This is a genomic window from Microbacterium hibisci, assembly GCF_015278255.1.
Classification (GTDB): domain Bacteria; phylum Actinomycetota; class Actinomycetes; order Actinomycetales; family Microbacteriaceae; genus Microbacterium; species Microbacterium hibisci.
This window is the reverse complement of the sequence record NZ_JADIJC010000006.1, coordinates 224144-249287: the sequence shown is the minus strand read 5'-3', so window position 1 is coordinate 249287 and position 25144 is coordinate 224144. Positions and strand designations below refer to the sequence as shown.

The window sequence follows — 25144 nt, the reverse complement described above, 5'->3', positions numbered from 1 at the left end:
GATGACAGATGCTGTGGCCGCGCTCGTCCGAGAGCGCGGCGGATCCGTCGCGCTCACCGACGTCGCCCTGCGCGAGCCCGGCGAGCTGGAGCTCGTCGTGCGCGTCATGGCGTCGGGCGTGTGCCCCACCGACCTGTTCGGCATCGACGGCGGTGCCGGCGACCGCTACCCGGCAGTGTTCGGCCACGAGGGCGCCGGCATCGTCGAGGCGGTCGGCACCGGCGTGACCCGGGCCCGGCCCGGCGACCGCGTCGTGCTCGGCTTCGGCTCGTGCGGCGCGTGCCCGGCGTGTGCCGACGGCCACCCCGCCTACTGCGACCGGTTCGCCGAGCTCAATTACGCACCCCGCTCCGACGCGGCCACCGCGGACGGCGAGCGGGTGACGACCGGCTGGATGTCGCAGTCGTCGTGGGCGACCCGCGTCGTCGTGCACGAGTCGGCCGCGATCCCCGTCGGCGCCGACGTGCCCTGGGAGGTCGCGGCGACGCTGGGCTGCGGCATCCTGACCGGTGCCGGAACCGTGCTGAACGTGCTGCGCCCGGCCCCCGCCGACGCCCTCCTGGTGATCGGCGCGGGGACGACGGGACTCGCCGCGGTCATGGCCGCGGCTCACCGCGGGGTCGGGCGCATCGTGGTCACCGACCCCGTCGCCGCCCGCCGGTCGCTCGGGCTCGAGCTGGGCGCATCGCAGGCGCTTGCTCCCGAGGACCTCGGCCGGTCCGCCGTGTTCACCCATGTCGTCGACACGGTCGGCTCGCAGGCGTCCATCGACACGGCGATCGCGGCTCTCGCGCCGCGCGGCGTCGCCGCCACCGTGGCCCTGAAGCCCGGCGCCAATCCGGTGACCGTGTCGCAGACTCGCGTGCTGTGGGGCCGCACGCTGAGCGGCGTGATCGAGGGCGACTCCGACGTCACCCGCGACGTGCCCCTGCTCGCGGCGCTGTGGCGCGCGGGGCGGCTCCCCGTCGAGTGCCTCGTCGCCACCTACCCCTTCGCCGACGCCGCGAGGGCCATCGCCGACGTGCGCGCGGGCCGCGTGGTGAAGCCGGTGCTGGTGATGGACGAGACGGATGCCGCGCCCCACGCCGCCGCGATCGCCGCGCCGGCCGCGGCGCAGGGCGGCGCGTCCGGCGCCGCGCCGGCCACGGCACAGGGCGGCGCGTCCGGCGCCACGCCGGCCCGGGCGGAGGCTGTTGATCCAGCGACGCCGGTTGCGGCATCCGCTCTCCCGCTCGTCGACCGCCTGCGGGCGGGCCTCGACGACGGCGACCTGCGCGCCCTGTGGCGCTCGCTGCCGCCCATCGCGACGGCCGACCTGCGCGGTCTGTGGCACGGCTGGGCCGCCACGCGCGGGCACCGCGCCGGCCGCATGCTCGAGCGCAGCCGGTGGTACGGCAAACTCTTCCGCGCCGACGACGACGTGGCGCCCATCGTGTGCACCACCGACGACGGCGGGCTCGTCGCCGATGCGCGACTCGCCCGCGGCGGCGCGACGCTGCGCCAGATCGAGCACGACGGCGTCGTGACCGGGTCGATGGTCTACGACGGGCAGCCGATCATCGACCACTTCGTGCGGCTGGGCCCCGATGCCGTGCTCGGCGTCATGACGGGCCCCGGCACCGACGACCGCGGCCGCCCCTTCCACTTCGTCCTCGAGCGAGTCGAGGACCGCCCCGTCGCCACCGGCGACACCCTTCCCACAGCACACAGCACCTGACGCATTCGAGGAGGAATGATGTCGACCCTTCGCACCACCCGCCCCTCCCGCCGCCTGCTGCCGCTCTTCGCGGCCGGCGCCACCGCCACTGCCCTCGTCCTCGCCGGCTGCGCCGGCCGCGAGGCCGAACCCGAGGCCGCCGGGCCGGAGGAGGCGGCGCAGTGCGATCCCGGCTTTACCGACACCGAAGTGCGGATCGGCAACAGCATCGCCCTGTCGGGTCCCGCCGCCGCATACGGCGCCATCGGCCAGACGCTCAAGGCCTACTTCGACGACATCAACGCCGATGGCGGCCTCGAGTTCGCCGACGGCGTGAGCCGCGAGGTCACGGTCTCGGTGCTCGACGACGGCTACGACCCCGCCAAGACCGCCGCGAACGTGCGCACGCTCGTCGAGCAGGAGGAGGTCTTCGCCCTCGCCGGCGTGCTGGGCACCGGCGCCGCCATCAGCGTCGCCCCCTACGTGGAGGAGGCGGGCGTGCCGAACCTCTTCACCGGGACCGGCAGCGACGCGATCCTCGATCTCCACGAGACCGACCCCTGGACGACGGCGTTCATGCCGCAGTACAGCTTCGAGGTGCAGGCGCTCAGCGAGTACATCGTCGAGAACCACCCCGACGCGAAGGCGGCGATCCTGTACCAGAACGACGACTTCGGCGAGAGCATCCGCGCGGGCTTCGAGGAGGCGTTCGAGGGCACCGGCGTCGAGCTCGTCGCCGCGGAGTCGTACGAGGTCGCCTCGGCGTCCGTCGACAGCCAGGTGACCACGCTCGCGTCGTCGGGCGCGGACGTCTTCCTCAACTGGGCCGTCGGGGCATTCGCCACGCAGTCGCTCAAGAAGAAGCTCGAGCTCGGGTGGGACGCCACCACGGTGATCAACGCGCCCGCCGCGGACGCGACCTTCTTCCTCAAGCCCGCGGGGCCGGGCGCGGCCGACGGCGTCGTGTCGATCGCGTACACCAAGGACATCACCGACCCGTCGCAGGCGGGCGACCCGGGCTTCGACGCGTGGACCGAGTTCGCCGCGGCGCACCCGGACGAGGTGAACGCGCTCTCGGCCCCTGCGGCTGCCGGCTACCAGACGGCCCAGCTGCTCGAGGCGGCGCTGACCCAGATGGACGGATGCTCCCGCGCGGCGCTCCTGAAGGCCGCGACGTCGTTCGACGAGCTCGAGCTCGATCTGGCACCGGTCACCGTCACGACCACGCCGGACTACCCGTACGTGTTCCGCGAGATCAAGGTGCAGGTCTTCAACGGCGAGAACTGGGACCTCGCCGAGGGCACTTACACCGTCGGCGACTGACACCATGGCCGCTCTGCTCGAGATCTCGGACGTCCAGTTGTCTTTCGGTGGACTGCAGGCCCTCGACGGGCCGAGCCTGACCGTCGGGGACGGCGAGGTCGTCGGGCTGATCGGCCCCAACGGCGCCGGGAAGACGAGCCTGTTCAACTGCGTCAGCGGGCTCTACCGCCCGCAGCAGGGCAGCATCCGGGTCGGGGGTGCCGAGGTCACTCGGCTCCCCCGGCACCGGATCGCCGCGCTGGGCGTCGGCCGCACGTTCCAGAACCTCGGCCTGCTCCCCTCGCAGACCGTGCTCGAGAACGTGCTGGCCGGCGCGTATCACGCCACGCGCGGCGGCTACTGGGCGAGCGCGCTCGCGCTGCCCGAGCTCGCCCGCACCGAGGAGGCGATGCGCGACCGGGCGGTCGCGCTGCTCGACGACCTCGGACTCGCCGAGGCTGCACCGCGAGTCGTCGGCACCCTGCCGTTCGGCACGCTCAAGCGCGTCGAGCTGGCGCGCGCCCTCATCGCCGAGCCCCGGCTGCTGCTGGTCGACGAGCCGGCGAACGGGCTCATCCACGGCGAGGTGCTCGAGCTCGGCACGACGCTGCGGCGCCTCGCCGCCGACCGCGGCACGGCGATCCTCCTGGTCGAGCACCACATGGGACTCGTCGGCGCCGTCTGCGACCGGGTCGTCGTCCTCAACTTCGGGCGGGTCATCGCGACCGGCACGCCGGCCGAGGTCGCCCGGGATCCGCAGGTCGTCGCCGCCTACCTCGGGAGCGCCGCCGCATGACGCTGCTGTCGGTCGAGATCGCCGCCGCCGGCTACGGCGCGGTGACCGTGCTGCGCGACATCGTGTTCGACATCCCCGAGGGCGGCAGGCTCGTCGTGCTGGGCGCCAACGGCGCCGGCAAGACGACGACGCTCCGCAGCATCTCGGGCATGTGCCGTGTCGAGGGGTTCATCCGCTTCGGAGGAACGGAGATCGGCGGGATGCCGCCGCACCGGGTCGCCGCGACCGGCATCGCGCACGTGCCCCAGGGCCGCGGAACGTTCGGCGACCTCACCGTGCGCGAGAACCTCCTCGTGGGCGGCTCGAGTCGCCCCGGGCGCGAGGCCGCGCGCGACGCGGCGCGCTGGCTCGACCGCTTCCCGCGGCTCGGTGAGCGCAGCGGCCGGCCGGCGTCGGGGCTCAGCGGCGGCGAGCAGCAGCTGCTCGCGATCGCCCGCGCGTACATGGCCGCGCCTCGACTGGTGCTCCTCGACGAACCCTCGCTCGGACTCGCGCCCAAGATCACCCAGGAGCTCTTCGCGACTCTCGACGAGATCGGGCGTGAGACCGGCACCGCGATGCTGCTCGTCGAGCAGAATGCCGAGCTCGCGCTCGGCATCGCCGAGGAGGCCATCGTCATCGAGAGCGGCTCCCTCACCGTGCGCGGGCCCGCCGCCGAGCTGCGCGACCAGGACGAGGTGCGCCGCGCGTACCTCGGGATGTGAGGAGACACCCATGTTCCTGCAGCAGGTCGTCGACGGCATCGCGACGGGCGCGGTGTACGGCGCGCTGGCGCTCGCCATCGTGCTCGTCTACCGTGCGTCGCGCACGCTGAACTTCGCGCAGGGTGAACTCGCCCTGCTGGGCGCCTATGTGTCGTGGCAGCTCACCGCCTGGGGGCTGCCGATCTGGGGCGCTCTCGTCGTGTCGATGGCGGTGCTCGCGCTGCTGTCGGCGGGCATCGAGCGGGTGCTGGTGCGGCCGCTCGTGCGCCGCCATCAGCACCTGCCGCTGATCATCGTGAGCCTCGGCCTGATGATCGCCCTCAACGCACTCATCGGCTGGGTCTGGACCTACCAGACCAAGGAGATGCCCGCCCTCTTCGGCGCCGGGTCATTCGTCATCGGCGGGGTGTCGGTCTCACGCCAGGACGTCGGCATCGTCTTCTCGGTGCTCGTGGTCGCGGCGGGCCTGGCGGCGCTGTTCGGCTTCACGCGCGTCGGACTGCGCATGCGCGCAGCGGTGTCCGCCCCCGAGTCGGCGGAGCTGTCGGGAATCTCGACGGGCCGCACGATGTCGATCGGCTGGGCGATCGCCGGCGCCGTCGGCGCGCTCGCCGGCACCATGATCGCGCCGGAGCTGTTCCTCCACCCGGGCATGATGGGTCCCGTCCTGATCTACGCCTTCGCCGCCGCGACTCTCGGCGGACTGGAATCGCCGGTCGGCGCACTCGTCGGCGGGGTGGCGGTCGGGGTGATCGAGAACCTCGCCGGCAGCTATCTCCCCGCCGTGGGTTCCGAACTCAAGCAGGTCGTCGCGCTGCTGATCATCGTCGCGGTGCTGCTGCTGCGACCCCAGGGGATCTTCGGACGCCGAGAGCTGGTGCGCGCATGACCATGACCACGACCTCCCCCGTCCGCACTCTGCTGGCCTCGCGGCGTCCCGCGACCTCCGCCGCCGAGTGGCTGCGCCGCCCCCGGCCGCCGCTGGCGCCACCGCGCTGGCTGACGATGGTCCTCGGGATCGCCGCGGCCGCGGGGCTGATCGCCGTCCCCCTCGTCAACCCCAGCTACATCAACCTGACCGTCACGCTCGTGATGATCTGGGCGATCGTCGGCCTCGGGTTGAATCTCCTCGTCGGATTCGGCGGGCAGGTCTCGCTCGGCCACTCGGCCTTCTTCGCCATCGGCGCGTACACCGTGGCCGTCGCCGGTGAGGCCGGGCTTCCGCATCCGCTCACCCTCATCGTCGCCGGCGCGCTGCCGTTCGTGGTCGGCTACCTCATCGGCCTGCCCGCGCTGCGTCTGCGCGGGCTGCAGCTGGGCCTCGTGACGCTCGCCATGGCGATGGCGACACCGGCGGTCATCCGCGCGCTGGAGCCGTGGACCCACGGCAGCCGCGGCATCGCGATCGACGGCGATCCGCCCGCCTGGATCCCGCTCGCGCACGACCAGTGGGTGTACTACCTGGCTCTCGTCGTGGCCGGGCTCGCGTACCTGGTGACGCGCCGCCTCGCCCGCGGACGCCTCGGCCGCTCGTTCGTCGCGGTGCGCGACGCCGAGCTGGTCGCCGAGACACTCGGCGTCGACGTCTGGCAGACGAAGACCCGCCTGTTCGCCGCCTCCGCGATCTACGCGGGCGTCGCCGGCGGGCTGTACGCGCTGCTGCTGGAGTTCATCGGGCCCGAGAACTTCGGCCTGACGCTCTCGATCTCGTTCGTGACGCTGATCGTCGTCGGCGGCCTCGCCACCGTGCCCGGTGCGGTGCTCGGCGCGCTGTTCGTGCAGTACGTCCCGACATTCACGTCGACGATGAGCCCGGCCGCGACGGGCGCGGTCTACGGCGCGGTGCTGATCGTGTTCGCGTTCTTCCTGCCCTACGGCCTCGTGGGCCTGCTGCGCGCCGGGCTCGCGCCCGTCGTCCGCCGGATCCCGGGCCGTCGCTGACCCGACCCCGTCCCCGCGCGGCGGCGAACCCGCGTGTCGCGACGAACGAAGCGAACGAGGCAACGCACGCGGGATGACGGATGCCTCGCCCCGGCGCGCGACGCCGGGGCGAGGCATCCGGAATCAACCGCGCGCGTCGGGCGTCGCGTAGGTGCTGCGCTGCTCGATCACCGCGAGCGTGCAGCGCGAGATGCAGACGAGGCGGCCCGCCTCGTCGACGATGCGGATCTCCCACACGTGCGCGCGGCGGCCGAGGTTCGCCGGCGTGACGGTCGCCGTGACCCAGCCCGACGCGATCGGACGAATGTGGTTGGCGTTGATCTCCTGGCCGACGACGTGGAAGCGCTCGCGGTCGACCGCGAGGTAGCCGGCCCACGACGCGAGCGTCTCGGCGAGCGCTACGGAGGCCCCACCGTGGAGCACGCCGGCGGGCTGCACGGTGCGCCGGTCCACCGGCATCCGTCCCACCAGCGCGTCGTCGCGGATCTCGACGATCTCGATCCCGAGGTTCTCGATGAGCGTCCCCGGGGCCATCGCCGTCAGATCGATGCCGGCGACGTCGCCGAACCAGAGGCTCACGGCTTCACCCCGCGGCTTCCTCTTCGCGTTCGGCGGCGGCGAGGCTGGCGGCATCCGCCACGTAGCCCTCGATATGGCGCTCGTCAGGGCCGTTGTACTCCGACAGCGGGCGGATGAGCGCATTCGAGGCGAGCTGCTCCATGATGTGGGCGGTCCAGCCCGTGACCCGCGCGGCGACGAACAGCGGCGTGAAGGTGAGCGTGTCGAAGCCCATGAGGTTGTACGCGGGCCCCGACGGGTAGTCGAGGTTGGGGTAGATGCCCTTGCGGCTGACGAACTCCGACTCGAGCGTGTCGTAGAGCGCGGCCACCTCGGGGCGGTCGTAGTGCTCGACGAGCGTGTCGAGCGCCGCCTTCATGGTGGGCACGCGTGAGTCGCCGCGCTTGTACACGCGGTGGCCGAAGCCCATGATCTTGCGCTTCTCGGCGAGCGCCTCGTCCAGCCACGGCCCGACGTTCTCGGCCGTGCCGATCTCGTCGAAGATGTGCAGCACGGCCTCGTTCGCGCCGCCGTGCAGCGGTCCCTTGAGGGCGCCGATGGCGCCGACGACCGCCGAGTAGAGGTCGCTCAGCGTCGACGCGATCACGCGGCCCGTGAAGGTCGACGCGTTGAACGAGTGCTCCGCGTAGAGGATCATCGAGCGGTTGAACGCGTCGACGACGACGTCGTCCGACTCCTCGCCGAAGGTCATCCAGAGGAAGTTCGCGGCGTAGTCCAGGTCGTCGCGGGGCGCGACGGGCTGCTGGCCGCGCCGGCGGCGCTGGCCGTAGGCGACGATCGCGGGAAGGACGGCGAAGAGACGGATGCTGCGCGCGAGGTTCTCGTCGGCGCTGCCGCTCGCGTCGAGCACCGAGCCGGTCCCGGCGAGGTCGCGGGCGCCGATGAGGCTCACCGCCGTGCGCACCTCGTCCATCGGGTGCGCGTCGACGGGAACGAGGTCGATCGCCGCGCGCACGTCGGCGGGCAGGTGACGGTACTGGCGCTCGGTGGCGCGCAGCTGCGCGAGCTGCACGTCGGTCGGCAGCTCGCCGTGCCACAGCAGGTACGCGACGGACTCGAACGGCTGCGTCGCCGCGAGCTCCTGCACCGGGTAGCCGCGATACAGCAGCGAGTTCGTCTCGGGGTTGACCTTCGAGACCGCCGTGTAGTCCACGACGACGCCGGCGAGCCCCTTCTTGATGTCGGGTTCACTCATGGCTGCGGCTCTCCTTCGAGGTGATGCATGTCCCACTTTCGGTCGTTCCGAGGCGCCGGAGCGAGGGTTTCTGGGACATGCAGAGCGGAAATGGGGACATGGTCAGCGCTGGACCTGGAAGTTGAAGACGTCCTGGTCGAAGTGGTTGTACTGCTCGTAGTCGATGAGGTCGTAGAGGTCGGCGCGGTGCTGCATCTCGCCGAGCTTCGAGGTCAGATGCCCGTCGTCGATGAGCGTATCGAGTGCGCGGGATGCCGCGCCCATCGCGATCCGCAGCAGTGAGACCGGCCAGATCACGATGTTGACGCCGACGCCCTGCAGCTGGTCGACGGTGAAGAGCTCGGACTTGCCGAACTCGGTCATGTTGGCGAGGATCGGCACGTCCACGGCGGCGCGCATCGCGGCGAACTCGTCGAGCGACCGCATCGCCTCGGGGAAGATCGCATCGGCCCCCGCGTCGACGAGCGCCTTCGCGCGGTCGGTCGCGGCATCCAGCCCCTCCACCGCGCGGATGTCGGTGCGTGCCATGATCAGGAAGTTCGGGTCGCGACGGGCGTCGGCCGCCGCGCGGATGCGCTTGACCGCAGTGTCTTCGTCGACGACGGCCTTGCCGTCGAGGTGGCCGCACCGCTTGGGGTTGATCTGGTCCTCGATGTGCGTGCCGGCGATGCCGGCGTCCTCGAGGGTCTGGATCGTGCGGGCGACGTTCATCGGCTCACCGAAGCCGGTGTCGGCGTCGATGATCGCCGGGAGGTCGGTCATGCGGGCGATCTGCTGCCCCCGCGCGGCGACCTCGGTGAGCGTGGTCAGTCCGATGTCGGGCAGGCCGAGGTCGGCGCTCAGCACCGCCCCCGAGATGTAGACGCCCTCGAACCCCTTGCGCTCGATGAGCCGGGCCGACAGCGGGTTGAACGCACCCGGGAACCGCAGCAGCTCGCCGGATGCGAGCCGCTCGCGGAACAGCCGCCGCTTCTCGTGCGCGGGCACTATCGAGTACAGCACTGGCGAAGCTCCTCACGGTCGTTGAGCGAGCGAAGCGAGACGAAGCGCAGCATCAGATGGTCCTCGCATGGTCGGGGCGTTTCGTCTCGGTCGCTGGCGCTCCCCCGCTCAACGACCGGTATTGGTCGGTCGCTGGCGCTCCCCCGCTCAACGACCGGTGTTGCTCGGTCGTTGAGCGAGCGGAGCGAGACGAAACGCGCATCAGAACAGCCCCTTCGGCGCAGGAGCGGCCGCCAGCACGCCGAAGTCCGCGACGATCGTGAGCTGCTGCACCTCTTCGGGGGTCAGCTCCGGCAGGCGCTCGGCGAGGTCGAGGAAGCGCTCGATCTCGTCGGCCGCGAGCACGGGTTCGGCCAGCAGGCGGAACTTGCGCACGTAGTCCTCGCGGGCGAACGGACGCGCACCCAGCGGGTGAGCGTCAGCGACGGCGATCTCGTCGACGATGGTCTCGCCGTTCGTCAGGCGGATCTCCACGCGGCCGCCGAACGCCTTCTCGTCGGGGTTCTCGGAGTGGTAGCGGCGCGTCCACTCCTCGTCCTCGGCGGTGGTGATCTTGTTCCACAGCGCGACGGTGTCTTCACGACCCGCACGCTCGGGGGTGTAGGAATCCACGTGGTGCCAGCCGCCGTCCTGCAGCGCGACGGCGAAGATGTACGGGATCGAGTGGTCGAGCGTCTCGCGCGAGGCCTTCGGGTCGTACTTCTGGGGGTCGTTCGCGCCGGACCCGATGACGTAGTGCGTGTGGTGCGACGTGTGCAGAACGATCGACTCGACGTTCGCGGGGTCGAGAAGCTCCGGGTGCTCTCCGTGCAGCTTGCGCGCGAGGTCGATCCAGGCCTGCGCCTGATACTCGGCCGAGTGCTCCTTGGTGTACGAATCGAGGATGCCGCGCTTCGGCTCGCCCTCACCCGGCAGCGGCACCTCGTATGAGGCATCCGGTCCGTCCAGCATCCACGCGATCACGCCGTCCTCGCCCTCGTAGATGGGGCTCGGCGACGTCTCGCCGCGCATCGCGCGGTCGACGGCCTCGACCGCCATCTTGCCCGCGAACGCGGGGGCGTGCGCCTTCCAGGTCGAGATCTCGCCCTTGCGCGACTGGCGCGTGGCGGTGGTCGTGTGGAGCGCCTGGCCGACGGCCTGGTAGATCGTCTCGACGTCGAGGCCGAGGAGCGTGCCGATGCCCGCGGCCGCCGACGGGCCGAGGTGGGCGACGTGGTCGATCTTGTGCTTGTGCAGGCAGATGGCGCGCACCAGGTCGATCTGGATCTCGTACCCGGTCGCGAGGCCCCGCACGAGCGCGGCGCCGTCGGCGCCGACGTGCTGCGCGACGGCGAGGATCGGCGGGATGTTGTCGCCCGGGTGCGAGTAGTCCGCGGCGAGGAACGTGTCGTGGTAGTCGAGCTCGCGCACCGCCACGCCGTTCGCCCACGCCGCCCACTCGGGCGAGGTGCGACGGTCGAGCGCGCAGCCGAACACGGTGGCCCCCGAGCCGCCGACCGACACGGCGTGGTCGAGCGCCTGCTGGCGGGCGGCGCTCACCGGAGCGCGGGTGAGGGATGCCGCGGCCACGGCCGCGTTGTCGATCACGCGGTTGATGATCATGTCGACGACGTCGGCGTCGACCTCCACCGGGTCTGCGGCGACCTCGGCGATGTGCCACGCGAGCTGCCCCTCGCGCACGAGGTTCTCGTCGCTGCGGTGGACACGGAGGTGGTGGATGACGGTCATGTCGGCCTTTCGGTGTTGCGCCCGTCGACGGCTCAGGCGACCGGATGCGCGGCGGGAACCGCACCGGTCGCTGGGCCCGTCGAGGCGTCGAGGGACTCGAGGATGTTCGTGAGGGCGTTGTGCAGGTGCACGTGCGTCGCGTGCGCGGCGAGGTCGGCGTCGCGTGCGGCGATCGCGGCGGCGATCAGCCGGTGCTCGGCGACGGATGCCGCGAGCCGGCCCGGATTGTCGCGTGCGAGTCGACGCACCCGCACGAGGTGCGTGCGCACGGTCCGCAGTGCGGCGGTGAGGTAGTCGTTGGCGACGGCGGAGTCGAGCGCCTCGTCGAAGCGGGCGATGAGGGCGTAGTACTCGTCACGCGCATCGGCGTCGCCGCTGTCGCCGCCGGCGAGGTCGACTCGGGCGAAGTCCCGGGCCAGATCGGCGAAGGAGCCGGCGTCGCCCCGCTCGGCGGCCAGCCGCGCGGCTGATTCCTCCAGCGCGCGGCGCACCTCGAAGATCTCGCGGATGTCGTCGGCCTCGATGGCGGTGACGACGGTGACCCGGGGCGATTGCTGCGCGACCAGACCGTCGGCTCCCAGCCGGCCCAATGCCTCGCGGAGCGGGGTGCGGCTGACGCCGAGACGAGCCGCCTGCTCGACCTCGCCGAGAACGGCGCCCGGGCGCAGCACGCCGGACTGGATCTCGTCGAGGAGGGTCGCGTACGCGCGGTCACTCGCTCGCATCCGCCCCACCTCCTCGTCCGACACCCTCGCCAGTGTATACATAAATCCGTTTGGAGTGCATCTCCGGCCCAGTGAAGCGGACTTTCGTATACACAGAGCGCTCCTGCGGGCGTGCGGCTGTCGCAGACGGATGGTCTCGCCTAGCATCGGACCGATGCCGGACTCCGAGCCCCTGCCGACGCCTCCCGCCTCCCCCGATGCGCTCGCCTCCGACGTGGACGCACTTCCCGACATCCCGCCCGGCGCATCCCGCCGAGGCAGAGGCGCCCCGAGTCAGGCGCTCCTCACCGCCGCGACGGGCGCTGCGACGTTCCTGGTCGGCTCGTTCCTCTATTTCGCGCTCGTCGGCGGCCCCGGAATCCTCGGTGCCGAGGAGCTGGTGGCCCTCATCACGAGCCCGCAGCTGCTGCTCTGGACGCCCGCGGTGGCGGTCGTGGGCCTGATCGGGCGTCGCCTCAGTCCCCGCGCGGTCGTCGTGTGGGCGCTCGCGCTCGCTCCCGCGGCGACGTTCGCGGGCATCATGATCGCTTACCCTCGCACCCTCGACCAGCCTCAGGCCTTGGTCTCGCCGATATTCCTCATCCCCTTCGTGTGGCAGGCCGCGGGACTCTTCGGCGCTGCGGTCGTGGGCGTCGTGGCCGGGCTCGCGCTCCGACTGCGGTCCACCGAGCAGCACTCCGCCCGTGCGATCGCGAGCGGCGCGGCGATCGTGCTCCTCGTGGTGGGCGGCGTGGCAGCCTTCGCCCTGCCCGCGCACTGGGCCGGCGTCTACCTCCGCATCTGGAGCGATCCTGTCGTCGCCACAGCGGAGCAGGGCGACCACTACGTGATCATCGCGGTCATCGCCCTCGGCAGCCTGCTGGTCGCCGTCGTGGCTGCGATCTGGGCGCGTCGGCGCGCGCTGCTGTGGCTGACGGCGATCGCCTTCGCGCTCGCACTCCTCGCCGCACTGGTCTTCCAGGTTCCCCAGGGCAGGTTCGGACCTCAGCCCGCGCCCGTCGACGACGGGCGCGACTTCCCGGTGTGCTACGGGACGACGGGCGACTGCCCGGGAGGCTGACGCACCCGCGGGTGAGCGGCGCGCAGCGGCGGCCGTCAGGACCGCACGGTCACCGTCTCCGGCGGCGCGGGAACGCGGTGCCGCATCGCCTGTTCGAGCAGGACGCGCAGCTCTGGCCGGCTGACATCACCCACAGACCCCAGCCGCACGTTCCGCACCTTCGCCCCCGTGCCGCCGAGAAGCCCGGCAGGGTCGTCGAGCTCGGCGCCGTAGGGGAACGCGAGGGTCACGTGAGCGGCGTGCGCGAGGATCCACGCGAACTGCTCGGTGGTCTTCTTCGGTCCGGTGCCGTAGCCCGAGCTGCGCTGCGCGGGCCACACCACCTCGACCGTCTGCGGCAGCAGTTCGAAGATCAGCCGCCGGGCGCCGAGGGCGATCTCGCGCACCTCGTCGGAGCGCCCCTCGAGCGTCTCCCGGAATGGGGTCGAGTCGGTCGTGAGGATGCCGGCGGCCATGGCGTGACGGTATCGCGCCGCCCCGCCGGGAGGAAAGCGGGCGCCGCCGGACCGTGAGGAAAGCGTGAGGAGAGTATTCACGGATTTGTGAAACAGGCGTACCGTCAGCGCCATGTCCAGCGTCATCCGCACCAGCGGCCTCACCAAGCACTACGGCCGCGTCCACGCCCTCGACGGGCTCGACCTCGCCGTCGAGGAGGGGCAGATCCACGGATTCCTCGGGCCGAACGGCGCCGGCAAGTCCACCACGATCCGCGTTCTGCTGGGCCTCGCGCGCAAGACCGGGGGCGAGGCATCCGTCTTCGACAAGGATCCGTGGCGCGACGCCGTCGCGCTCCACCGGCGCATCGCGTACGTGCCGGGCGACGTCAGCGTCTGGCCGAACCTGTCGGGCGGCGAGGCGATCGACCTGATGTCACGCCTGCGCGGCGCATCCCGACACGACCGTGCGTACGCCGCCGAGAAGGAGCGCCTCGCCGAGGCGTTCCAGTTCGACCCGCGCAAGAAGGGCCGTGCCTACTCGAAGGGCAACCGGCAGAAGGTCGCGCTCATCGCCGCGTTCGCCGTGCCCGCCGACCTGTACATCCTCGATGAGCCCACCAGCGGTCTCGACCCGCTCATGGAGGTCATGTTCCGGTCCGAGATCGCGCGCGTGCGCGCCGCCGGTGCGACCGTGCTGCTGTCGAGTCACATCCTCTCCGAGGTCGAGCAGCTGTGCGACCGCGTCTCGATCATCCGCGCGGGCAAGGTCGTCGAGTCCGGCACCCTCGCGGATCTCCGGCACCTCACACGGACCGAGATCTCGTTCGAGGGGACGGATGCCGCGGCCGCCGCCGGCATCGCCGCAGCGCATGACGTCGTGGCCGATGACGGGCGGGTGCGCTTCACGGTCGACAGCGATGCGGTCGCCGGGATGCTGCCCGAGCTGGCAGCTCGGAACGTCGCGGGACTGCGGGTCGCGCCGCCGTCGCTGGAGGAGCTGTTCCTGCGGCACTACGGCGACGACCTCGCCGCGCTCGAGGGCAACGGTCGCGGACGATGAGCCGCCTCCTCGCCCTGATGGGCCAGCGCGCACGGCGCGACTGGCTGCAGGTGCTGCTGTGGGCGGTGGGCACCGCCCTGCTCGCGTACGCGTCGTTCGTCGGCGTGAGCGACGCCTACGGCACCGAGCAGGACCGCACTTCGCTGCTCGGGGCGGCGCTCGCCAACCCCGTGATCCTGTTGTTCCGCGGCCTGCCATCGGGCACCGGCGAGGGCGCGTTCATGGTGTTCCTCATCTTCCCGTGGCTGGCGATGCTCGCCGCCTTCATGAGCACGTTCCTCGCGGTGCGCCACACCCGCGGCGACGAGGAGGCCGGTCGTGCCGAGCTGGTCGCGGCGACGCCGGCAGCCCGCACGCTGCCGTTCTTCGCGACCGCGCTGCACGGATTGCTGGCGAACGCGCTGCTGGCGGCGCTCACCGCCGCCGCGTTCCTGGCCGTCGGGCTCGACGTCGAGGGCTCACTGCTCGCGGGGACGGCGGTGGGCGCCGTCGGGCTGACCTTCCTCGGGGTGGGACTCTTCGCCGCTCAGCTGATGCGCACCTCGCGCGGAGCCAACTCGCTCGCCGTTTGGACGCTCGTCGCGACCTTCGTGATCTCGGGCCTGGGCAACGCGATCGGCACCCCGAGCGACGACCTCACGCGCATGGAGAGCTCGTGGCTCACGTGGCTCTCCCCGTTCGGCTGGGGCGAGAACACGCGCGCGTTCGACGAGAACCTGTGGTGGCCGGCGCTGCTGTGCGTCGGCGTCGGCGTGCTGCTCACCGCGGTGTCGGCTGCGCTCGTCTCGGCCCGCGACCTCGGCGGCAGCTTCGTCGCCGAGCGCCTCGGGCGGGCCTCCGCCTCGCCCGCGCTCTCCACCCCGGCCGGCCTCGTCTGGCGCCTCACGCGCGGCGCGGTGCTCGGCTGGGCGGTCGGCGGTCTTCTCACCGGGATGCTGTCGACGTCGCTCGCCTCGATCGTGAAGGAGGTCGGCGCGTCCAACCCCGCGGTCGAAGAGATCCTGCGGCAGATCTCGGGCGAGGGCAGCGTCGAGCAGGGCACGATCACGACGTTCTTCACCATGCTCGGCGTGCTCGCGGCGTGCTGCGCGGTGCAGATCGTGTGCCGTGCGCGCCAGGAGGAGGCCCACGGCACCGCCGAGCCGCTGCTGGCGGCGCCGGTCGGACGCGTCCGATGGCTGGCGGACTACCTCGTCGTCGCGCTGGCCGGCATCGTCCTCGTCGTGGCTGCGGCCATCGGCGGCGCGGCTCTGGGGCTGGCGAGCCAGGACGGCGAGTGGGACCTCATGCGGACGGTGTTCGTGACCGGCGCCGGACAGGTGGCCGCGGCATCCGTCTTCCTGGTCGTGACGGCGCTCGCCTTCGTGCTGGTGCCGCGCGCGACCATTCCCCTCGGGTGGTCGCTGGTGCTGCTCGGCATGATGCTCGGGCTCTTCGGGCCGCTGTTCCAGTTTCCCGATTGGCTCGTTCACCTCTCGCCGATCGCGGTGACGCCGTTCGTCGACGGCGACGACGTCGATCTGCGCGGACTGTGGTGGCTCGTGCTCGCGACCGGTGTCGGAGCCGCCGCATCGCTCTCGCTCATGCGACGGCGCGAACTGGCGGCCGCGGGATAGGCCGGGTCGTGCCGAGCGAGCATCCGGGAGCCGAGGCCGCCGAGCAGGCGGCCGCCATGCTGACCGCTGTCGGCATGCCGCGCATGCCGGCGCGGGTGATGATGGCGCTCGCCGGCTCGCCCGACGACGGGTACACGGCCGCCGAGCTGGGCGAGCGGCTCGGCGTCTCGGCCGCCGCCGTGTCGGGCGCCGTCCGCTACCTCGTCTCGATGCGGCTGATCCACCGGCTCTCACGGCCCGGTGACCGGCGCGACCGGTACGACCTCGCCGACGACGCGTGGTCGGGCATGATCTCGTCGAACGCACCGCTGTACGACAGCCTCGCCGCCTACCTCGACCGCATCGCGGACGACAACGCCGACGCCCCCGTGTCGGCGGCGCGCGCACACGAGATCGCGGACTTCCTGCGCTACCTGGCGGAGCGGATGCCGCAGCTCACGGTCGAGTGGCGCGCTCAGCGCGGCGGGGCCGAAGGCGGAGCCGAAGGCGGAGCCGCGGGCGGAGAAGAGCCATCGGCCGGGTAGCCTTGCCCGAGTGACAGACGCGCCCCGCTACATCGTTGCCACCGACGGAGCCTGCAAGGGCAACCCCGGACCGACGGGCTGGGCATGGGTCGGCGAGGACGGCCACTGGGCGGCCGGCTCGATCCCTTCCGGCACGAACAACGTCGGCGAGCTCACGGGTCTGCTCAAGGCGATCGAGGACCACGCCGACGTCGCGCACCTCGTGGTGCAGGCCGACTCGAAGTACGCCATCGACACCTACACGAAGTGGATGGACGGCCACCGCCGCCGCGGCTGGAAGACGTCGACCGGCGCGCCGACCAAGAACGTCGACATCCTCGAGCAGCTCATCGTCGCCCGCGACGCGCGGCGCGCGGCGGGGCTTCCCGACGTGGTGCTCGAGCACGTGCGCGGCCACTCCGGCCACGTGCTCAACGCGTGGGCCGACGAGCGCGCCGTGCGCGCCTCGGAGCACGCGGCGAAGGGCACGGCGAGCGCGTGGTCGTCGCTCGGCGCGCAGGATCGCATCGACGTGTCCAGCCGGCCGAAGAACGGCCGCTGACCACACCTCGGCGAACCGGCGGCGCGACCACGACCGCTGCCTGAACCTGCGAGCGCTGCGTCGATTCGCGGCACGGTCGCAGGAAAGTGCAGCGGTCGCCGTCAGGCGGACCGGACTCAGCCCTCGGTCGTGCCCTCGTAGAGCCCGATGCTGTTGCCGTCCGGGTCGGTGATGACCGCCCACCAGCTGGTGGGGCTGATCTCGCTCTTCTCCATCACGACGGTGGCGCCGGCGTCCTTCGCCGCGGCGACGGTCTCGTCGATGGAGTCGACCTCGACGTAGGACCGCGGCTGGCTGAAGCCGTCGCTGCGCGGAGCGAGACCGCCGCCCGAGATCTTGTTGGGCGCCTGCCACATGGGATAGCCCTCGAAGCCGGGCACCTCGGCGATCTGCCAGCCGAAGAGGCCGGAGTAGAACGCGGTCGCCCTCTCGAAGTCGCTGACCGGGATGTCGATGTGCGTGATGTCGCCGTGAGCCATGGCGGTTCCTCTCGTCTGATCGGCCTCCGTCAGTCTCCGCCGCCCACCGCCGCCCCACAAGAGCCCGCGAGAGTACAGCTGGTGGACGAGAGGTGGGAACCAACCACTCGCTCGGCGACCAGCTGTACTCTCGCGGCCGGCACCCGGCACCCGGGCCGGGCCGGGCCCGGGCGCCGCGGCGCGGGGTCGCGCGGCGCGGGCGCCGCGGCGCGGGGTCGAGCCGGGGGTCAGGCCTCCGCGGCCTCGGCGAGGTGCTTCTCGAGCGCGTCGATCGCGGGACGCTGGCCCTTCACGAGGCGCTCGCGCGCGGCATCCGTCGTCGTCCATTCCAGGCGGTCGACCTCGGGGAACCGCGCGGTCTTCCCCGAGCGCGGCGGCCACTCCAGCTCGAACTCGCCGAACTCGACCCCCTCGAGGGAGAACCCGGTGCCGTCGGCGACGAACACCGTCACGCGCTTGCCCGACGAGTACGCGAACGTGCCGAGCTCGGCGTAGGGCGGCTCGGGCGGGTCGATGCCGAGCTCCTCGCGGAACTCGCGGCGGGCGGCATCCAGCGCGCCCTCCTCCCCCTCGGCGAACTCGCCCTTGGGGACCGACCAGGCGCCGGCATCCTTGCTCGCCCAGAACGGACCGCCCATGTGCGCGATGAGCACCTCGAGGGCGGGCTCGAGCCGGTAGAGCAGGATGCCGGCGCTGGTCGTCTTCGGCATGTCAGCCTCAGGCCGTCAGCCGCGTCACGCCACGCGGGTCTTGGGCGACACCGTGTAGGTGTCCTCGGGGTCGCGGTAGACCGCGTCGCCGAGGGCCTCGTCGATGGCCGCGAGCGTGTCGGCGTCGAGCACGACGCCCGAGGCCTTGACCGTCTCGGCGAGCTGCTCCGGACGCGAGGCCCCGACCAGTGCCGACGCGACGTTCTTGTTCTGCAGCACCCAGGCGATCGCCAGCTGCGGCAGTGAGATGCCCGCCTGCTCGGCGACGGGCTTCAGGCGCTGCACGGCCTCGAGCACCTCGTCGCGCAGGAACCGCTGGATGAAGCGCGCGCCGCTCTTCTCGTCGGTCGCGCGCGAGCCCTCGGGCAGCGGCTGGCCGGGGAGGTACTTGCCCGACAGCACGCCCTGCGCCATCGGCGACCACACGATCTGCGAGATGCCGAGCTCCTCCGAGGCCGGCACGACGCGCTCCTCGATGACGCGCCACAGCGCGGAGTACTGCGGCTGGTTCGAGATGAGCTGGATGCCGTAGCTCTTGGCGAGCGCGTGGCCCTCACGCAGCTGCTCGGCCGTCCACTCCGAGACGCCGATGTAGAGCGCCTTGCCCTGTCGGACGATGTCGGCGAAAGCCTGGAACGTCTCCTCGAGGGGCGTGTCGTAGTCGTAGCGGTGCGCCTGGTAGAGGTCGACGTAGTCGGTGCCGAGGCGCTTGAGCGAACCGTTGATGGACTCGAGGATGTGCTTGCGGCTGAGGCCGGTGTCGTTGGCGCCGCCGGGACCGGTGGGCCAGTAGACCTTCGTGAAGATCTCGAGCGACTCGCGGCGCTGGCCGTCGAGCGCCTTGCCGAGCACGGTCTCGGCGGCGGTGTTCGCGTAGACGTCGGCGGTGTCGAACGTGGTGATGCCGGCGTCGAGCGCCGCGTGGACCGTCGCGATCGCGGCGGAGTCGTCGACCTGCGAGCCGTGCGTGACCCAGTTGCCGTAGGTGATCTCACTGACCTTGAGACCGCTGTTTCCGAGGTACCGGTAATTGACCATGAGAAAACGCTACCCGTCTGAGGGCACCTCTCGGCCCGCGCTCGTCGCATCGCGAAACGGATGGACGGATGCCGCGACCCGCTCCGATCGCAGTGCGACGACGGATGCCGCGACCCGGCCGCGCCGGCCGGGTCGCGGCATCCGTCATCCGCTGCGTGTCACCGCACGGGCGCGGTCTCGTCCTCGATCGCGTCGTCCGGCTCGAGCGACGGGCCGCGCTGCGCCTCTGCCAGGCCGCGTGCCTCTTCGTCGAGATCGGCCGCGGCCTGCTCGAACTGCGAGTTGTAGAGGCGGAAGTACGCTCCCTTGGCCGCGATGAGGTGATCGTGCGTGCCCTTCTCGACGATGCCGCCGTTCTCCATCACGAGGATGAGGTCGGCGTCGCGGATGGTCGACAGCCGGTGCGCGATCACGAACGACGTGCGACCCTCGCGCAGCGCCGCCATGGCGTGCTGCAGGAGCAGCTCGGTGCGGGTGTCGACCGAGCTGGTCGCCTCGTCGAGGATGAGCACCGACGGCTGCGCCACGAACGCGCGGGCGATCGTGATGAGCTGCTTCTCGCCGGCGGAGATGTTCGACGCGTCCTCGTCGAGGAGCGTGTCATAGCCGTCCGGCAGGGAGTGCACGAACCGGTCGACGTACGTGGCGCGCGCAGCGGCCAGGATCTCGTCGTCGGTCGCGTCGGCACGGCCGTACCGGATGTTCTCGCGGATCGTGCCGGCGAACAGCCACGGATCCTGCAGCACCATTCCGGTCTCGGCTCGGATGTCGCGGCGGGTGAGCTCGGCGATGTTCTGGCCGTTGAGCAGGATGCGGCCGCCGTCCAGCTCGTAGAAGCGCATCAGCAGGTTCACGAGCGTGGTCTTGCCGGCGCCGGTCGGGCCCACGATCGCGACCGTCTGGCCGGGTTCGACGCGGAACGACAGGTCGTGGATGAGCGGCCGGTCCGGCGAGTACGAGAACGCGACGTCCTGGAACTCGATCGTGCCATCGCCCTCGACGGGGGCCGGGGCATCGGCGGCGTCGGGCTCCTGCTCGGGCTCGTCGAGCAGCTCGAACACGCGCTCGGCCGAGGCGGTGCCCGACTGCACGACCGCCGCCATGCCGCCGAGCTCGGCCAGGGGCTGGGTGAACTGCTGCGAGTACTGGATGAACGCCTGCACGTCGCCGAGTCGCAGCTGGCCGCCGGCGACCATCAGTGCGCCGAAGACCGCGATCCCGACGTAGGTCAGGTTCCCGATGAACATCATCGCGGGCATCATGATGTTGGACAGGAACTGGGCCTTGAACGAGGCCTGATACAGCTCCTCGTTCTCGGCGCGGAACGCCTCGCGCGAGGCCTGCTCGCGACCGAACACCTTGACCAGCGCGTGGCCGGAGAACGACTCCTCGACGCGCGCGTTCAGGCGGCCCACCTTGCGCCACTGGATGCCGAACGCCTTCTGCGACCGCGGCCCGATGACGCCGAACAGGACGGCCATCAGCGGGAAGCTGATCAGCACCACGAGCGTCAGCTGCCACGAGATCGTGAGCATCATGATCAGCACGCCGATCACGGTGAGCACGCTCGTAAGCGCCTGCGACAGCGACTGCTGCATCATCTGCGTGATGTTGTCGATGTCGTTCGTGACCCGCGAGATCAGCTCTCCGCGCTGCACACGGTCGAAGTAGCGCAGTGGCAGGCGGTTGATCTTCGCCTCGACCTCTTCGCGGAGGCGCCACATGACGCGCACCATGATGACGTTGATGACGTAGCCCTGCAGCCACATCAGCAGCGACGACGCGAAGTACAGCCCGAGCACGATGAGCAGCACGCGGCTGAGCGCCATGAAGTCGACGCCGGCCCCGGGCACGAAGTTCTCCATGGCCGAGACGATGTTCGCGAGGTCCTGCTGACCCGACGCCTCGAGTCCCTGGACGACCTGCTCCTTGGTCATCCCCGCGGGCGCCATCGAAGACACCACGCCCTCGAACAGGATGTTGGTCGCCTCGCCGAGCACCTTCGGCGACAGCACGGCGAGCACGACGCCGAGGGATCCGAGGATCGACACGAACACGAACGCCCACGCGTTCGGGCGCAGCAGCCCGATCAGCCGCCGGAAGGACGGCCAGAAGTGCGCGGCCTTGCCCGGGGCGACGGCGCCGCTCCAGTCGTCGGCGGCGATGCGCGCCTGCTCGCCGAGCTCGATCTCGGCCTTCTCCTCGGCGCTGAGCTCCGCCACGGCCTGGCGCACACGCCGGCGGGTGGTGGAGGACTTGTCAGCGTGAGACTGCTGTTCGTCGCTCATCGGGCGACCTCCGCTCCGAGCTGGGATTCGACGATCTCGCGGTAGGTCTGGCTCGACTCGAGGAGCTCCTCGTGCGTGCCGATGCCCACGATGCCGCCGTCGTCGAGCACGACGATGCGGTCGGCGTCGGTGATCGTCGAGACCCGCTGGGCGACGACGATCTTGGTGACCTCGGGGAGCTCCCGCCACAGCGCCTGCCTGAGGCGCGCATCGGTGGTGAGGTCGAGCGCCGAGAACGAGTCGTCGAAGACCAGCACCTGCGGCTGGTGGACGATGGCTCGCGCGATGGCGAGGCGCTGCCGCTGTCCGCCCGAGACGTTCGTGCCGCCCTGGGCGATCGGCGCGTCGATCCCCGCCTCCATCTGGCTCACGAAGTCGCTCGCCTGGGCGATCTCGAGCGCACGCCAGAGCTCGGCATCCGTCGCGTCTTCACGGCCGAACCGCAGGTTCGACGCGATCGTGCCCGAGAAGAGGAACGGGCGCTGCGGGACGAGGCCGATGGTGCGCCACAGCGCGTCGAGGTCGGCGCGCCGCACGTCGACCCCGCCGACCTCGACGACACCGGCGGTGGCGTCGAACAGCCGCGGGATCAAGGAGACGAGGGTCGTCTTGCCGGCGCCGGTGGAGCCGACGATCGCGACGGTCTCACCGGCGGCGGCCCGGAAGCTGATGCCCGCCAGGATCGGCTGCTCGGCGCCCGGGTAGGTGAAGGCGACGTCACGGAACTCGACGGTGCCGGGTGCCGGGAACGCGGTGACCGCGTCCGACGGACGCGTCAGCGAGGAATGGGTGTCGAGCACCTCGCCGACGCGCTCGGCCGAGACGGCGGCGCGCGGGATCATCAGCGTCATGAAGCTCGCCATCATGACGCCCGAGAGGATGATCATCGCGTACTGCATGAAGGCGAAGAGCGTGCCGATCTGGATCTCTCCGCTGTCGACCTGCATGCCGCCGAACCAGATCACGCCGATCACGGTGACGTTGAGGATCAGCATCACCGCGGGGAACAGCACCACGAAGAGCGAGCCGACCTTGCGTCCGACGACCATGATGTCGGTGTTGGCCTCGCGGAAGCGCTCCTCTTCGATGGGCTCGCGGACGAAGGCGCGGATGACGCGGATGCCCGTGAGCTGCTCGCGCATCACGCGGTTCACCCCGTCGAGCTTGCCCTGGTAGCTGCGGAACAGCGGCACCATGCGCGCGATGAGGAGACCCGCGACGACGAGCAGCACCGGCACCGAGATCGCGATGATCCACGCCAGGCTGGCCGCCTGCTCGATCGCGAGCACGATGCCCCCGATCGCGAGCAGCGGAGCCGTCACCAGGAACGTCGCGGCCATCATCGCGAGCATCTGCACCTGCTGCACGTCGTTGGTGTTGCGGGTGATGAGCGACCCCGCTCCGAAGCCGGTGACCTCACGCTCGGAGAAGCCCGACACGCGTTCGAAGATGTCGTCGCGGATGTCGCGGCCGAGCCGCATCGCGGCGCGCGCGGCGAACCAGGTCGCGATGATCGAGGCGACGATCTGGCCGAGCGACACGGTCAGCATGACCATGCCGGTGCGCCAGATGTAGTCGGTGTCGCCCTTCGAGACGCCGTTGTCGATGATGTCGGCGTTGAGGCTGGGGAGGTACAGCGACGCGACGGCGGAGGCTGACTGGAAGATCAGCACGCCGAGCAGCAGCCAGCCGGACGGTTTGAGGTAGCGGACGAGGATTCTTCCGAGCACGAGGTTCTCCCGGACACGGCGAAGCCATGGCAAGGCTCCGCCTCTGCGGATCTGAGGGTGCCGACCCACCTTGACACGGCCCGCCGACATCGCGGCAGTGCCGTTCACCAGGGCGGAACGGGATCGTGGTCGCCTCCCAGGGGCGACCCGCCGGTCACTCTAACACGATATATCGTGACCCGCGAGACCGCTCCCACGCCGCACCCACGCCACGATGGAGGGGACGGATGCCGCGGCCCCCGGCATCCGTCCCCTCCCTGTCTCTGCGGTCAGGCCGCGCCGCCCTGCGCGATGTCGGCGCGCTCGCGCCAGCTGCGGGCGGTGACGCGATCGAGCGCGACCTGGCGTCGCAGCGCATCGGCCTTCTCGTACAGCGACGGATCGCCGTAGCTCGTGAGCACCTTCACGATCACCGGGAGCAGCTCGACCATGAAGAACAGCGCCGCGATGAGCCAGTGCGCCCACTTCAGCGCGGGCTCGCGCTCCGAGAGCCGCTCGAGTCCGCTGATCTGGCTGAGCAGTCCCACCGCGCCGGAGTTGCCGCTGGCGATCTCGGCCGCCCGGGCGTCGTAGGCGGCGAGCGCGGCCTGGTACTGCTCGCGGGCCGCCGGGAGCTCGTCCTCCGCCTGCTGCTTGTTCTGCGTCTCGGACGCGCTCGCCTCCGCCGTGCCCGCGGCCTGCGCCGCCGACAGGTCGGCCTGGGCGGCGGCGAGCTGAGTGGCCAGCTCGTCGTACGACGCCTGCGCGGCCGCGAGCTGGGCCTCGGCTGCGCCCGAGCTCGCACCCTCGCCCGCGACGCCGCTGCAGCCCGCCACTTCCCCGGCGCCCTGGCCGGTGAGCTCGCACTGGTAGATGGCGCGCGCCTGGTCGATGACCTGCTGCTGCGCGGCCAGCTTGGCGGTCAGGTCGTCGACGGTCTGCTGCGCGGCGGCCGTCGACGCCGACGTGGTGTCGGCGCCCGCCACGACACCGCTGGCCGCCTGGCTCTCGAGGGCGGCGACGCGTTCGCTCGCGGCATCCAGTGCCTGCTTCTCGGGTCCGGACGTGACGGCGTCCTGATCGGACTGCGCCTGCGTGAGGTTCGTCGTGTTCACCTCGCGCGCGATGTCGTTGTGGAAGATCTGCAGCACGAGCGGCTCCGCCACGACGATGCCGATGATCGCCGCCATGATGACGCGCGGGAAGGCGAGCGCGAGGAGCTTCCAGAGGTTGCGCGTGGAGCGCATCGTCGAAGTCAGGAAGCGGTCGAGGTTGAAGATGATGAGCGCCCACACGATCGCGAGCGGCAGCGCGCCCCACGCGACGATGCGCACGCCGGTGGTGAGGGCGAAGTACATCGAGATCGCCGAGATCAGCGCCGTGCCGGCGATCACGAAGAACATCTGCACGAAGCGAGGCGTCTCGGTGGGCACCTCGTCGAGCACCGAGCCGTCGGCGCCGCCCAGGATCGCGAGCTTCCGCCACCCCGAGCCGCGCTCGCGGCGGCGCTTCGCGCGCTTCTCCCGCTTCGGACGGACGGGAGGGACGGATGCCGCGTCCGCCGGCTCGACGACGGTCGCGGCCGGTTCGGCGGCGGGGGCTGCCGGGGCTGCCGGGTCGGCCGGTTCGTCGAGTGTTCCCCACTCGCCGATCGCCGGCTGCTCCTCGACGGCCGGCCGTCCGGCGACCGCGACGGGCTGGGTCGGGTTCATCGCGAGCGCGTCCTCGAGTAGATCCCGGGTCTCGGGGAACGGGTCTTCGGGGCCGTCATCGTCACTCGGACGCTCGTCGTCCCGCGGACGCTCGTCCGTCGGCTCGCCCGCTGCCTGCTGCGCGCGCACGTCGTCGAGGTAGAGATCCTCGGTCTGGTCGCCGTCTGTCTCGAACTCGATCCGGCCGTCGGAGCCGAACCGGCCCGGCCGGTGCGCGGAGTAAGAAGACACCCGGACACCCTAGGGGGGCCAACCTGTGCGGCAGGTGCATGAGAGGAACGTGAGAGCGCGCCCGGATCGAT

General features: G+C 71.4%; 23 protein-coding genes. 11 read left to right on the top strand and 12 right to left on the bottom strand.

Features of this window, described 5'->3' with window-relative positions; genetic code table 11:
- The first annotated feature begins 1 nt into the window (after position 1).
- The 6 genes from IM770_RS13215 to IM770_RS13190 are packed head-to-tail and all read left to right on the top strand — an operon-like array spanning position 2 to position 6439.
- A complete protein-coding gene (locus IM770_RS13215) occupies positions 2 to 1717 on the top strand; it encodes an alcohol dehydrogenase catalytic domain-containing protein (protein WP_203581604.1) in 1716 nt (571 codons plus the stop codon).
- Between the two features lie 18 nt (positions 1718 to 1735).
- Positions 1736 to 3019: an ABC transporter substrate-binding protein gene (locus tag IM770_RS13210; protein WP_203581603.1), complete on the top strand. Its 1284-nt coding sequence runs from the start codon at positions 1736 to 1738 to the stop codon at positions 3017 to 3019.
- Between the two features lie 4 nt (positions 3020 to 3023).
- On the top strand, positions 3024 to 3794 hold the full coding sequence (locus tag IM770_RS13205) for an ABC transporter ATP-binding protein (RefSeq protein WP_203581602.1): 771 nt from the start codon (positions 3024 to 3026) through the stop codon (positions 3792 to 3794).
- Complete coding sequence (locus IM770_RS13200) at positions 3791 to 4498, top strand: ABC transporter ATP-binding protein (protein WP_203581601.1); 708 nt, start codon at positions 3791 to 3793, stop codon at positions 4496 to 4498. The genes IM770_RS13205 and IM770_RS13200 overlap by 4 nt, the downstream gene beginning before the upstream one ends.
- Before the next feature lie 10 nt (positions 4499 to 4508).
- Positions 4509 to 5387 carry a branched-chain amino acid ABC transporter permease gene (locus IM770_RS13195; protein WP_203581600.1) on the top strand — a complete coding sequence of 293 codons (879 nt, stop codon included), beginning with the start codon at positions 4509 to 4511 and terminating at the stop codon, positions 5385 to 5387.
- The gene (locus IM770_RS13190; RefSeq protein ID WP_203581599.1) at positions 5384 to 6439 is read left to right on the top strand and encodes a branched-chain amino acid ABC transporter permease; all 1056 of its coding nucleotides are present in this window, start codon (positions 5384 to 5386) and stop codon (positions 6437 to 6439) included. The genes IM770_RS13195 and IM770_RS13190 overlap by 4 nt, the downstream gene beginning before the upstream one ends.
- Positions 6440 to 6562: 123 nt before the next feature.
- On the opposite strand, the gene IM770_RS13185 is transcribed toward IM770_RS13190, so the two are convergent.
- From IM770_RS13185 to IM770_RS13165, 5 genes are all read right to left on the bottom strand, one after another.
- The gene (locus IM770_RS13185) at positions 6563 to 7018 is read right to left on the bottom strand and encodes a hotdog fold thioesterase (RefSeq protein ID WP_203581598.1); all 456 of its coding nucleotides are present in this window, start codon (positions 7016 to 7018) and stop codon (positions 6563 to 6565) included.
- A 4-nt stretch (positions 7019 to 7022) separates the two neighbouring features.
- Complete coding sequence (locus IM770_RS13180; protein WP_203581597.1) at positions 7023 to 8213, bottom strand: bifunctional 2-methylcitrate synthase/citrate synthase; 1191 nt, start codon at positions 8211 to 8213, stop codon at positions 7023 to 7025.
- A 102-nt stretch (positions 8214 to 8315) separates the two neighbouring features.
- Entirely contained in the window at positions 8316 to 9215 is a 900-nt protein-coding gene (gene prpB / locus IM770_RS13175; protein ID WP_203581596.1) for a methylisocitrate lyase, read from the bottom strand.
- Positions 9216 to 9416: 201 nt separating this feature from the next.
- A complete protein-coding gene (locus IM770_RS13170) occupies positions 9417 to 10943 on the bottom strand; it encodes an MmgE/PrpD family protein (protein WP_203581595.1) in 1527 nt (508 codons plus the stop codon).
- A 32-nt stretch (positions 10944 to 10975) separates the two neighbouring features.
- Positions 10976 to 11668: a GntR family transcriptional regulator gene (locus tag IM770_RS13165; protein WP_203581594.1), complete on the bottom strand. Its 693-nt coding sequence runs from the start codon at positions 11666 to 11668 to the stop codon at positions 10976 to 10978.
- A gap of 154 nt (positions 11669 to 11822) precedes the next feature.
- Here IM770_RS13165 and IM770_RS13160 point away from each other — a divergent pair, with 154 nt between their 5' ends.
- Complete coding sequence (locus tag IM770_RS13160) at positions 11823 to 12728, top strand: hypothetical protein (protein ID WP_203581593.1); 906 nt, start codon at positions 11823 to 11825, stop codon at positions 12726 to 12728.
- 35 nt (positions 12729 to 12763) lie between these two features.
- Here IM770_RS13160 and IM770_RS13155 read toward each other — a convergent pair whose 3' ends face one another.
- Complete coding sequence (locus IM770_RS13155; RefSeq protein WP_203581592.1) at positions 12764 to 13183, bottom strand: DUF1801 domain-containing protein; 420 nt, start codon at positions 13181 to 13183, stop codon at positions 12764 to 12766.
- Positions 13184 to 13295: 112 nt separating this feature from the next.
- Here IM770_RS13155 and IM770_RS13150 point away from each other — a divergent pair, with 112 nt between their 5' ends.
- Genes IM770_RS13150 through IM770_RS13135 form a run of 4 tightly spaced genes read left to right on the top strand, consistent with a single transcriptional unit; the run spans position 13296 to position 16906 of the window.
- Complete coding sequence (locus tag IM770_RS13150; RefSeq protein ID WP_203581591.1) at positions 13296 to 14225, top strand: ABC transporter ATP-binding protein; 930 nt, start codon at positions 13296 to 13298, stop codon at positions 14223 to 14225.
- Positions 14222 to 15841 (top strand): ABC transporter permease, encoded by a 1620-nt coding sequence (locus tag IM770_RS13145; protein WP_203581590.1) that lies wholly within the window; start codon positions 14222 to 14224, stop codon positions 15839 to 15841. The genes IM770_RS13150 and IM770_RS13145 overlap by 4 nt, the downstream gene beginning before the upstream one ends.
- Before the next feature lie 8 nt (positions 15842 to 15849).
- Positions 15850 to 16365 (top strand): GbsR/MarR family transcriptional regulator, encoded by a 516-nt coding sequence (locus tag IM770_RS13140; RefSeq protein WP_307785459.1) that lies wholly within the window; start codon positions 15850 to 15852, stop codon positions 16363 to 16365.
- A gap of 10 nt (positions 16366 to 16375) precedes the next feature.
- Positions 16376 to 16906: a ribonuclease H family protein gene (locus tag IM770_RS13135; protein ID WP_203581589.1), complete on the top strand. Its 531-nt coding sequence runs from the start codon at positions 16376 to 16378 to the stop codon at positions 16904 to 16906.
- 116 nt (positions 16907 to 17022) lie between these two features.
- On the opposite strand, the gene IM770_RS13130 is transcribed toward IM770_RS13135, so the two are convergent.
- The 6 genes from IM770_RS13130 to IM770_RS13105 form a co-directional block, all read right to left on the bottom strand.
- A complete protein-coding gene (locus IM770_RS13130; RefSeq protein WP_203581588.1) occupies positions 17023 to 17385 on the bottom strand; it encodes a VOC family protein in 363 nt (120 codons plus the stop codon).
- Between the two features lie 227 nt (positions 17386 to 17612).
- On the bottom strand, positions 17613 to 18095 hold the full coding sequence (locus IM770_RS13125) for an NUDIX hydrolase (RefSeq protein ID WP_203581587.1): 483 nt from the start codon (positions 18093 to 18095) through the stop codon (positions 17613 to 17615).
- Between the two features lie 24 nt (positions 18096 to 18119).
- A complete protein-coding gene (locus tag IM770_RS13120) occupies positions 18120 to 19133 on the bottom strand; it encodes an aldo/keto reductase family protein (protein ID WP_203581586.1) in 1014 nt (337 codons plus the stop codon).
- Between the two features lie 158 nt (positions 19134 to 19291).
- Positions 19292 to 21421 (bottom strand): ABC transporter ATP-binding protein, encoded by a 2130-nt coding sequence (locus tag IM770_RS13115; RefSeq protein ID WP_239066169.1) that lies wholly within the window; start codon positions 21419 to 21421, stop codon positions 19292 to 19294.
- Positions 21418 to 23151 (bottom strand): ABC transporter ATP-binding protein, encoded by a 1734-nt coding sequence (locus IM770_RS13110; protein ID WP_203581585.1) that lies wholly within the window; start codon positions 23149 to 23151, stop codon positions 21418 to 21420. Before IM770_RS13110 ends, IM770_RS13115 begins: the two co-directional genes overlap by 4 nt.
- A gap of 269 nt (positions 23152 to 23420) precedes the next feature.
- Complete coding sequence (locus IM770_RS13105) at positions 23421 to 25073, bottom strand: DUF4407 domain-containing protein (protein ID WP_203581584.1); 1653 nt, start codon at positions 25071 to 25073, stop codon at positions 23421 to 23423.
- Between the last annotated feature and the right edge of the window lie 71 nt (positions 25074 to 25144).

What these genes read in the sequence shown, in the direction of transcription:
- IM770_RS13215 (WP_203581604.1), top strand. Translation starts at nt 2, where the DNA reads ATGACAGATGCTGTGGCCGCGCTCGTCCGAGAGCGCGGCGGATCCGTC.
- IM770_RS13210 (WP_203581603.1), top strand. Translation starts at nt 1,736, where the DNA reads ATGTCGACCCTTCGCACCACCCGCCCCTCCCGCCGCCTGCTGCCGCTC.
- IM770_RS13205 (WP_203581602.1), top strand. Translation starts at nt 3,024, where the DNA reads ATGGCCGCTCTGCTCGAGATCTCGGACGTCCAGTTGTCTTTCGGTGGA.
- IM770_RS13200 (WP_203581601.1), top strand. Translation starts at nt 3,791, where the DNA reads ATGACGCTGCTGTCGGTCGAGATCGCCGCCGCCGGCTACGGCGCGGTG.
- IM770_RS13195 (WP_203581600.1), top strand. Translation starts at nt 4,509, where the DNA reads ATGTTCCTGCAGCAGGTCGTCGACGGCATCGCGACGGGCGCGGTGTAC.
- IM770_RS13190 (WP_203581599.1), top strand. Translation starts at nt 5,384, where the DNA reads ATGACCATGACCACGACCTCCCCCGTCCGCACTCTGCTGGCCTCGCGG.
- IM770_RS13180 (WP_203581597.1), bottom strand. Translation starts at nt 8,213, where the DNA reads ATGAGTGAACCCGACATCAAGAAGGGGCTCGCCGGCGTCGTCGTGGAC.
- IM770_RS13170 (WP_203581595.1), bottom strand. Translation starts at nt 10,943, where the DNA reads ATGACCGTCATCCACCACCTCCGTGTCCACCGCAGCGACGAGAACCTC.
- IM770_RS13165 (WP_203581594.1), bottom strand. Translation starts at nt 11,668, where the DNA reads ATGCGAGCGAGTGACCGCGCGTACGCGACCCTCCTCGACGAGATCCAG.
- IM770_RS13160 (WP_203581593.1), top strand. Translation starts at nt 11,823, where the DNA reads ATGCCGGACTCCGAGCCCCTGCCGACGCCTCCCGCCTCCCCCGATGCG.
- IM770_RS13155 (WP_203581592.1), bottom strand. Translation starts at nt 13,183, where the DNA reads ATGGCCGCCGGCATCCTCACGACCGACTCGACCCCATTCCGGGAGACG.
- IM770_RS13150 (WP_203581591.1), top strand. Translation starts at nt 13,296, where the DNA reads ATGTCCAGCGTCATCCGCACCAGCGGCCTCACCAAGCACTACGGCCGC.
- IM770_RS13145 (WP_203581590.1), top strand. Translation starts at nt 14,222, where the DNA reads ATGAGCCGCCTCCTCGCCCTGATGGGCCAGCGCGCACGGCGCGACTGG.
- IM770_RS13130 (WP_203581588.1), bottom strand. Translation starts at nt 17,385, where the DNA reads ATGGCTCACGGCGACATCACGCACATCGACATCCCGGTCAGCGACTTC.
- IM770_RS13125 (WP_203581587.1), bottom strand. Translation starts at nt 18,095, where the DNA reads ATGCCGAAGACGACCAGCGCCGGCATCCTGCTCTACCGGCTCGAGCCC.
- IM770_RS13120 (WP_203581586.1), bottom strand. Translation starts at nt 19,133, where the DNA reads ATGGTCAATTACCGGTACCTCGGAAACAGCGGTCTCAAGGTCAGTGAG.
- IM770_RS13115 (WP_239066169.1), bottom strand. Translation starts at nt 21,421, where the DNA reads ATGAGCGACGAACAGCAGTCTCACGCTGACAAGTCCTCCACCACCCGC.